This is a genomic window from Corynebacterium sp. HMSC06D04 (assembly GCF_001807315.1).
Classification (GTDB): Bacteria; Actinomycetota; Actinomycetes; order Mycobacteriales; family Mycobacteriaceae; genus Corynebacterium; species Corynebacterium simulans.
On the sequence record NZ_KV788526.1, the window covers coordinates 170,751 to 178,093 of the forward strand.

Genomic DNA, 7,343 nt, shown 5'->3' on the forward strand with positions numbered 1-7,343 from the left:
GGAGATAGGCAGTGGCCCTAGGCGTTATTCCTTGTCTTCATCGGAGCTATTGGAATCGCCGTCTTCATCCTGCTCGCGCAGCATTTCTTCAAGCTTTGCGAATTCTTCCTCGAAACCGGAATCGGTGGCATCGTCGAGCAAGCTGTCGATGAAGGCGGCCGGGTTATCGAGGTGCTCTGCCGTAGGCAGAAAGTCTGGGTGGTCCCAAGCCCTGTCGCGCTTGGCAACGCCCACGGCGACCGTCGCGCGACGCCACAGCTCGGCAGCGGCGTCGACCTTCGGCGCAGACAACTCGATGCCGACGACCTTGGAAATGGCCTTTTCTGCGGATCCGCCGGTGGCACGGCGATGCGCCCACGCCTCGTTCATGGTGGAGGTGGACGGGATGCGATCTCCCAGTGCATCGTTTACTACCTGATCAACCCAGCCCTCAACGAGCGCGAGCAAGGTTTCCAGGCGGGAGACAGCACCGGCATTGCGGGAGGTAATGCGCGGGGTCAGGTCCATGCCCTGCAGCTTGCTCATCGCATCCTGGATGGCTTGTGGGTCACCAGATTCAAGGTTGAGCTCGCGGGTTGCTTCCTCGATGTGGGAAGTGTCGATGACAAGGCCAATTGCGTACTCCTCGACGGAGGAAACTAGGCGCTCAACCAGCCACGGAACGTGCTTGAACAGGCGCTGGCGGGCGGCCTCGCGGGCGCCAATATAGACCAGAATTTCTTGGCCCGGCACATTGAGATCGCGCGCGATCTTTTGGATGTTGTGTGGCAAAAGCGCGGTGCTACCGGCAGGGGAGACCGGAATGCCGAAGTCGGAGCCGGTAAGCGCCTGGGTGGCAAGGTCACCAAGTGCGCGGCCCAACTGCATGCCAAAGTTCATGCCGGACATCTGATTCATCATGTTTGCCATCGGGCCCATCATCTCGCGGGCTTCTTCCGGCATTGACTCCAGCTGTGCATTGTTCATGTGCTCGGCAACTGGGGTAACCAAGCGCTTCCACATTGGCATCGTTGCTTCGAGCCACTCGCTGGAGTTCCACGCCTTGACGCTGCCGGAAGCGGTGGGCAATTCGGTGGCGTCGTCAAGCCAAAGCTCCGCTAGGCGTACGGCTTCTGCTACCGCATTACTATCGGCACTACTGATTTCCTTGTCGTTGGAAATCTGTTGCTGCGCGATGCGCTGGGCCATCTCATAGTTGACCGGGCCGGAGCCCTCAGGAGAGTTCATTGAGGAGCCCATGCCAGAAAGCATCTGGCCGAACTGATTAAGAAGGTCTCCTAGACCACCGCCCGCGGCGCTGCCACCGAAGCCGAAGGCGCCAAACGGGTTCTGGTCGCGGCGCGAGTTATCGTCGTCACCGTCATCATTGTTGGGAAAAGAAAAACCGAATCCGTTGCTCATGCGCTCCAATGTACCGGCTGGCGGTGGGCTGTTTCCATCGCTCGCGCAACGCTGTCAGCGAACAAGGATGAAAACGTTGTAGGCTAATTCCTCGTGAATTCACCAGAAAATCGACGCCTCCGCACGCTCGTTTGGGGCGCTATCCCGGTCATCGTGCTGGGTGGTGCCTTGAGCATCGATCGCATCCCTGGCACGGATATTGCTTTAACCGTGCCTTATGCGGCCGAGGGGCCTGGCCCAACCGTGGATACGCTCAGCGAGGTTGATGGCACTGAGGTCGTGGACGTGAAAGCGCCAAAGACCTATGAGACTTCCGGTCAGCTCAATATGACCACCGTGTCTGTGCGCACCAATATGACGCTGACGCAGGCCTTGGGTCGCTGGATCATGACTGATGACACTCTGGTACCAATCGATACCGTCATCCCGCAGGGGCAGACGGATGAAGAAGTAAACGAGTCGAACGAGCAGGCCTTCACACAGTCGGAGTCGGCTGCGACGGTCGCTGCGATGAATTATCTCGACGTGCCAGTGAAGATCGTGGTGGCGCAGGTTCTAGAGGATGCACCTGCCGCGGGGGTCGTGCGTGCAGATGACGTTATTACCTCCGTTGATGGTGAGAAGGTAACGCAGCCGGGGCAGGTGCAGGACATGGTCCGTGCGAAGAAGCCCGGCGATGAGGTTGAACTCGGCATTGAACGCGGTGGCAAGAAGCTGCAAGAAAAGGTCACGCTGGCGGCGCATCCACACGATGATTCGGTGGCGCTGATGGGCATTTCGATGACCTCGAAGCCTAAGGAAGATATCCAGGTTGATTACAACCTGCAGGACATCGGCGGGCCGTCCGCGGGCATGATGTTTACTCTCGCGGTAATCGACAAGCTTTCTGATGGCGAGCTCAACGGCGGCAAGTTCGTTGCCGGTACCGGCACCATCAGCGAAGACGGCACGGTGGGTCCCATCGGCGGAATCGTGCACAAGGTCGCCGCTTCGAAAGAAGCCGGCGCCGAGCTCTTCCTAGCACCCGCAGACAACTGCGCGGAGGCCACGAGCCGCGACACCGGCGACATGGTGGTTGCCAAGGTGGAGACCTTGGACGATGCCATTCAGGCGATGGATGACTTCGCCCACGGCAAGCAGGTTCAGACCTGCAATTAGATTAGACCGAGCTCTTTAAGACGCTCTTCGGGATCGTCTTGGTCGGTTGAGATCATCTGCTGCATCACGAGACCGTCCTTGTTGTCCACCACGGTCAAGATGGCGGTATTGCCCAGCATGGACCAGCCGACGACGCGGTCGCCTTCATCCTTGACCACGCGGGAGCTGCGCAGCTCGGTGAGCACCTGCGTGGTTTGGGCGGCCTTGGACTTGTTCTTGAAGAACTGGAACTGGCCGATTTCCGAGCCGGAGCAGTTATAAGAATCTGCGACACCGTTGGGATCACAGCGGTCGAACTGCTGGAAGATCTCCACCGGAACAAGGGTTTCGAAGGTCTCGTAGGCTTCTTCTACCTGCTTGGAGAGCTTTCCGTTGCCCTTCTTTTCGCCATTGGCAGCAGTCGCAGAAGCGGAGGCGGACTCGCTTGCCGGCTCGCTCGCGCCAGATTCTGTTTCCTCGGAGGTGGTGGCCTCGGCCGAGGATTGCTCAGAAGAAGTGGTAGTAGCGGTGCTTGCCGACGTCTTCGGGGCCGGGGTTTCAGCCTTCTGACTGGTAGCTACAGGAGCAGCCGGTGCGGGCTGGCTAGCCTCCTGGCCGTCCCCACATGCCGCGAGGGAGCAACTTGCAGCAAACAGTCCAGCTGCTACGCAGGCGGTGCGGGCGGACAAGGAATTTCGCACGAGGTACTCCTTCAAAGCTGTGAGTTCAAAAGAAAGCATTGAGACTTCAGGTGTAGAGAAATTTGGGTCTAAGACACTTAGTGCCTCAGTTTAGTCGAGTTCATCGGGATCTTGTTCGAGCCCGTAGCGCAATGCGGCGATGACACCCGGTGCCACGTCTGGGCCGCCGCGCAGCTGGATATCGTCTTGTGCAAACGGGCCGGCTGCTTCCAGTTCTTCCTCGGTTGGGCGCACCTGCAGCAGGGTCAGTTCGACGCCTTCCTCACGCAGCACACCGGAGAAAAGGCGTGCAGGACGCGGGCTAGAGTCTGCGCTCTGGCCAGCCTCAGCAGAGGTGTCGCGGAATTTAATCTCTTGGGCCAAGATGACGCCGGCGATCTCGTGTGGCCAGACCACGCGGGAGACATAATCGGCTAGCTGCTCGGAGCCGGGTTCGATGTTTTCCGGGATATTGTCCTGCACGATAAGGGTCAGCGGGGAAGCGTCTTCCTCATTGAGCTCTGCCAGCTGGTCCGCGACCAAAGAAGTCGGCACCAGAGCGAAAAGGGTAGGGGGTGCCTCCCAGCCCTCAGCGTGGACAAATTCCACTGCTTCACGCATGGCTTTGTTTAATGCTGGCTGAGAAAGCTCGGGGGAACTCATGAGACTCCTTATTCGTTAACTGTGTATTGCTTCCCTAAGCTGGAAGACTATACCGCTTATATTCGCACGATTTTGATTGGAGCTGGCGTTGGCCTCTGGTATCTCCCGACCCGCTGCCCCAATGAAGCGACCTCCCAGGGGCTTGTCCTGGACGGTCGCTATCATTGCCGCCTTACTGTTCATCGGCCCATTGTTAGTGGGCTTTTATACAGATTGGAAGTGGTTCGGCGCAATTGAATACCGTGGTGTTTTTACCACCACCTTGGTAGCGCGAATCGTGCTTTTTGTCATCTTCGCAGTGGTATCGGCAGGCGTGGTTTATGCCGCGGGCCGCGTTGCGTGGCGTGGCCGCCCCGAGAGCTTAGATTTTAACGATCTGAATTCGCCGGTTTACCAGTACCGTCGTTCCATCGAAAAGACCATGGGCGTGTTCCTAAAGGTTATCCCGCTGCTAGTCGGTGTGGTGGCAGGCCTGATGGGGCAGGCTTCGTGGCGCCAGTTCATGCTCTTTTTAAACGGCCAGGATTTCGGCGTTGATGATCCGCAGTTCCACAAGGACTTGGGATTCTATGCCTTCCAGCTACCGGTGTGGAACATCATCGTTTCGGCGTTTTCGATGCTGCTTCTGGTGTGTTTCTTGCTGGCGCTGTTTAGCCATTACATTTTGGGCGGCATTCGCATCGGCAACCGTGCCTCCGGTGTGCGCGGCTCCATTTCTCGCCCGGCTCGCGTGCAGCTTGCGGTAACCGGTGGCCTATGGATGCTGCTGCAGGTAGCAGGCTACTGGTTGGATCGTTATCAGCTTCTGTACAACCAACACTCGCTGTTTACCGGCGGCTCCTACACCGACATCAATGCTTACCTGCCGGCCAAGATCATTCTGATGGTCGTCGGCGTCGTCGTAGCAGTGGCGATTATCGCTGCGGTGGTAATCAAGGATCTGCGTATCCCTGCACTTGCAGTGGTGCTGATGTTGCTTTCCTCTGTCATCATCGGTCAGGCTTGGCCGCTTTTGATGGAGCGCTTTTCCGTCAACCCGAACCGCCAGGCAAAGGAAGCGGAATACATCGCCCGCAATATTGAATCCACCCGCTATTCCTACGGGCTCACGGATGAGCAGGTTACCTATGAGGAGAACTGGGGAGCAGAGGAAGTAGCGGATTCTAAGGTGGCTTCGGATTCCTCCACGATTTCGAACCTGCGCTTGTTGGATCCGGATATCTTGGCGCCAACCTTTACCCAGATGCAGCAGCTGAAGAACTTCTATGGTTTCCCAGAGACCTTGGCGATGGACCGTTACACCGTGGACGGTGAACTGCGCGACTTCGTGGTCGCCGCACGTGAGCTGGATCCGAATGAGCTGCAGGAAAACCAGCAGAACTGGATCAACCGCCACACGGTTTATACCCACGGAAACGGCTTCGTTGCAGCCCAAGCAAACACGGTCGACGAGGTTGCGCGCGACGCCGGCTCTGCCCGCGGCGGATTCCCAATCTTTACCGTCTCCGATCTGCAAACCCAGCAGGGCAAGCAGCATGAGGGTGAAGGCGAGACCAAGGACGCCGAGAAGTCCCTGGGAATCAAGGTGGACCAGCCGCGCACCTACTATGGTCCGGTCATTGCCGGCGCACGCGATGGGCGTGACTACGCCGTAGTGGGCGAGACCGGTGATAAGCCAGTTGAGTACGATACCGATTCCACCACTTACACCTATGACGGTAAGGGCGGCGTTGAGATCGGCAATATTGTGGACCGCACCGCGTATGCGCTGAAGTACCAGGAGATGAACCTGCTGCTGTCTGACCGCGTGGGCTCCGAATCTAAGATTCTCTACGACCGCGACCCGCGCAAGCGCGTGGAAAAGGTAGCGCCGTGGCTGACCACCGATTCTGCCACCTACCCAGCCGTCATTGACGGCCGCATCAAGTGGATTGTGGATGGTTATACAACGCTTGAGTCCCTGCCTTATTCACAGCGCACCTCGCTGACAGATTCCACGCAGGATACGCAGAACCCGAACGGCACCAGCCAGCGGCTTATCAACGAGCAGGTGGGTTATATCCGCAACTCTGTGAAGGCTACTGTCGACGCTTATGACGGCTCCGTGGATCTCTTTGAGTTTGATGACCAGGACCCAGTTCTGAAGGCCTGGGAGGGCGTATTCCCGGGCGTCGTCAAGCCGAAAGCGGAAATCTCTGACGAGCTGCGCGGCCACTTCCGTTACCCGGAAGACATGTTCAAGGTGCAGCGCGATCTGTTGGCGAAGTACCACGTTTCCGACCCAGGCGTGTTCTTTAATAACGATGCCTTCTGGTCTGTGCCAGAAGACCCAACCGCCGGCGAGGCACGTGGTTTGAACCAACCTCCTTACTACGTCATGGCGGCGGATCCGAAGTCCGGGAAGCCAAGCTTCCAGCTGATTACTTCTTATCGCGGTTTGAACCGTCAGTTCCTCTCCGCGCATATGGCGGTGTCCTCGGACCCAGAGAACTACGGTCAGATCACCGTTCGCGTGCTGCCGACGAATACTCAGACCCAGGGCCCGAAGCAGGCGCAGGACGCCATGATGTCTTCCGACCAGGTCGCTCGTGACCGCACGCTGTGGGAAGGCTCGAATGACCTGAACTACGGCAACCTGTTGGCACTGCCGGTAGGCGGCGGCGAGATTCTTTACATGGAGCCTATTTACTCGCAGCGTAAGGACCAGGAATCCGCGTTCCCGAAGCTGCTACGCGTTCTCGTTTCCTACAAGGGTCGCGTGGGTTATGCCCCGACTATCGGTGAGGCCCTCGACCAGGTGGGCATCGATCCTAAGTCCGCGCAGGACATCACTGAGATCGACGGCGACGGCAGTGCAGCTGACGCGAAGAAGGACTCCGGTGAGGACTCCAAGTCCAAGGATGAGGGCAAGGCTTCGGCTCCTGCCTCGGCGCCGGCGGCCTCTAGTGAGGCCGATGCCATTGACGGCATCAACAAAGCACTCGACAACGTAGAGAAAGCCCGCAACGGTTCCTTCGAGGAATACGGCAAGGCTCTCGACGAGCTCGACCAGGCTGTTGAGGCCTACAAGAAGGTCGAGTCGAAGTAGGCAAGTAGAAAATACTGCCTAGATAAACGCGAATGGCCACCTGCCCAGGGGATTTGGGTGGGTGGCTATCTGTCTGTATAGTTACAGAGGTCGCCGACGAGAGCGGTTATGAAAATAATCAGTCTCGTTAAAGCGTAGATGTTTAGAAGTACATCTCGACGCGGGGTGGAGCAGCTCGGTAGCTCGCTGGGCTCATAACCCAGAGGTCGTAGGTTCGAATCCTGCCCCCGCTACCAACTTCCAAGCCCCTACCAGGAGAAACACTGGTAGGGGCTTTAGTTATTTCTCTTAAGGCGCACGTCCTGGGACTCAAATCGGGACTTTAGCGATGGCTTTTTGTGGGTTAAGTAGCAGAATGTGTGTCCGTTCGGCGT

General features: G+C 57.9%; 5 protein-coding genes and 1 tRNA gene. 3 read left to right on the forward strand and 3 right to left on the reverse strand.

The window, feature by feature from the left end:
* Positions 1 to 24 precede the first annotated feature (24 nt).
* Positions 25 to 1,401 (reverse strand): zinc-dependent metalloprotease, encoded by a 1,377-nt coding sequence (locus HMPREF3155_RS01835; RefSeq protein ID WP_070432433.1) that lies wholly within the window; start codon positions 1,399 to 1,401, stop codon positions 25 to 27.
* Positions 1,402 to 1,494: 93 nt separating this feature from the next.
* On the opposite strand from HMPREF3155_RS01835, the gene HMPREF3155_RS01840 reads away from it, so the two are divergent.
* Positions 1,495 to 2,559, forward strand: coding sequence for a YlbL family protein (locus HMPREF3155_RS01840; RefSeq protein ID WP_070432434.1), 1,065 nt, complete (start codon positions 1,495 to 1,497; stop codon positions 2,557 to 2,559).
* Here HMPREF3155_RS01840 and HMPREF3155_RS01845 read toward each other — a convergent pair.
* Positions 2,556 to 3,239, reverse strand: a complete 684-nt coding sequence (locus tag HMPREF3155_RS01845) for a beta-N-acetylglucosaminidase (protein ID WP_235591011.1) — start codon at positions 3,237 to 3,239, stop codon at positions 2,556 to 2,558. The genes HMPREF3155_RS01840 and HMPREF3155_RS01845 overlap by 4 nt on opposite strands.
* Positions 3,240 to 3,329: 90 nt before the next feature.
* The gene (locus tag HMPREF3155_RS01850) at positions 3,330 to 3,881 is read right to left on the reverse strand and encodes a PPA1309 family protein (RefSeq protein WP_061921059.1); all 552 of its coding nucleotides are present in this window, start codon (positions 3,879 to 3,881) and stop codon (positions 3,330 to 3,332) included.
* Positions 3,882 to 4,002: 121 nt separating this feature from the next.
* On the opposite strand from HMPREF3155_RS01850, the gene HMPREF3155_RS01855 reads away from it, so the two are divergent.
* Both HMPREF3155_RS01855 and HMPREF3155_RS01860 read left to right on the forward strand, forming a co-directional pair.
* Positions 4,003 to 6,969 carry a UPF0182 family protein gene (locus tag HMPREF3155_RS01855; RefSeq protein WP_070432435.1) on the forward strand — a complete coding sequence of 989 codons (2,967 nt, stop codon included), beginning with the start codon at positions 4,003 to 4,005 and terminating at the stop codon, positions 6,967 to 6,969.
* Positions 6,970 to 7,128: 159 nt separating this feature from the next.
* Positions 7,129 to 7,205, forward strand: a tRNA-Met gene (locus tag HMPREF3155_RS01860).
* Positions 7,206 to 7,343: the final 138 nt, after the last annotated feature.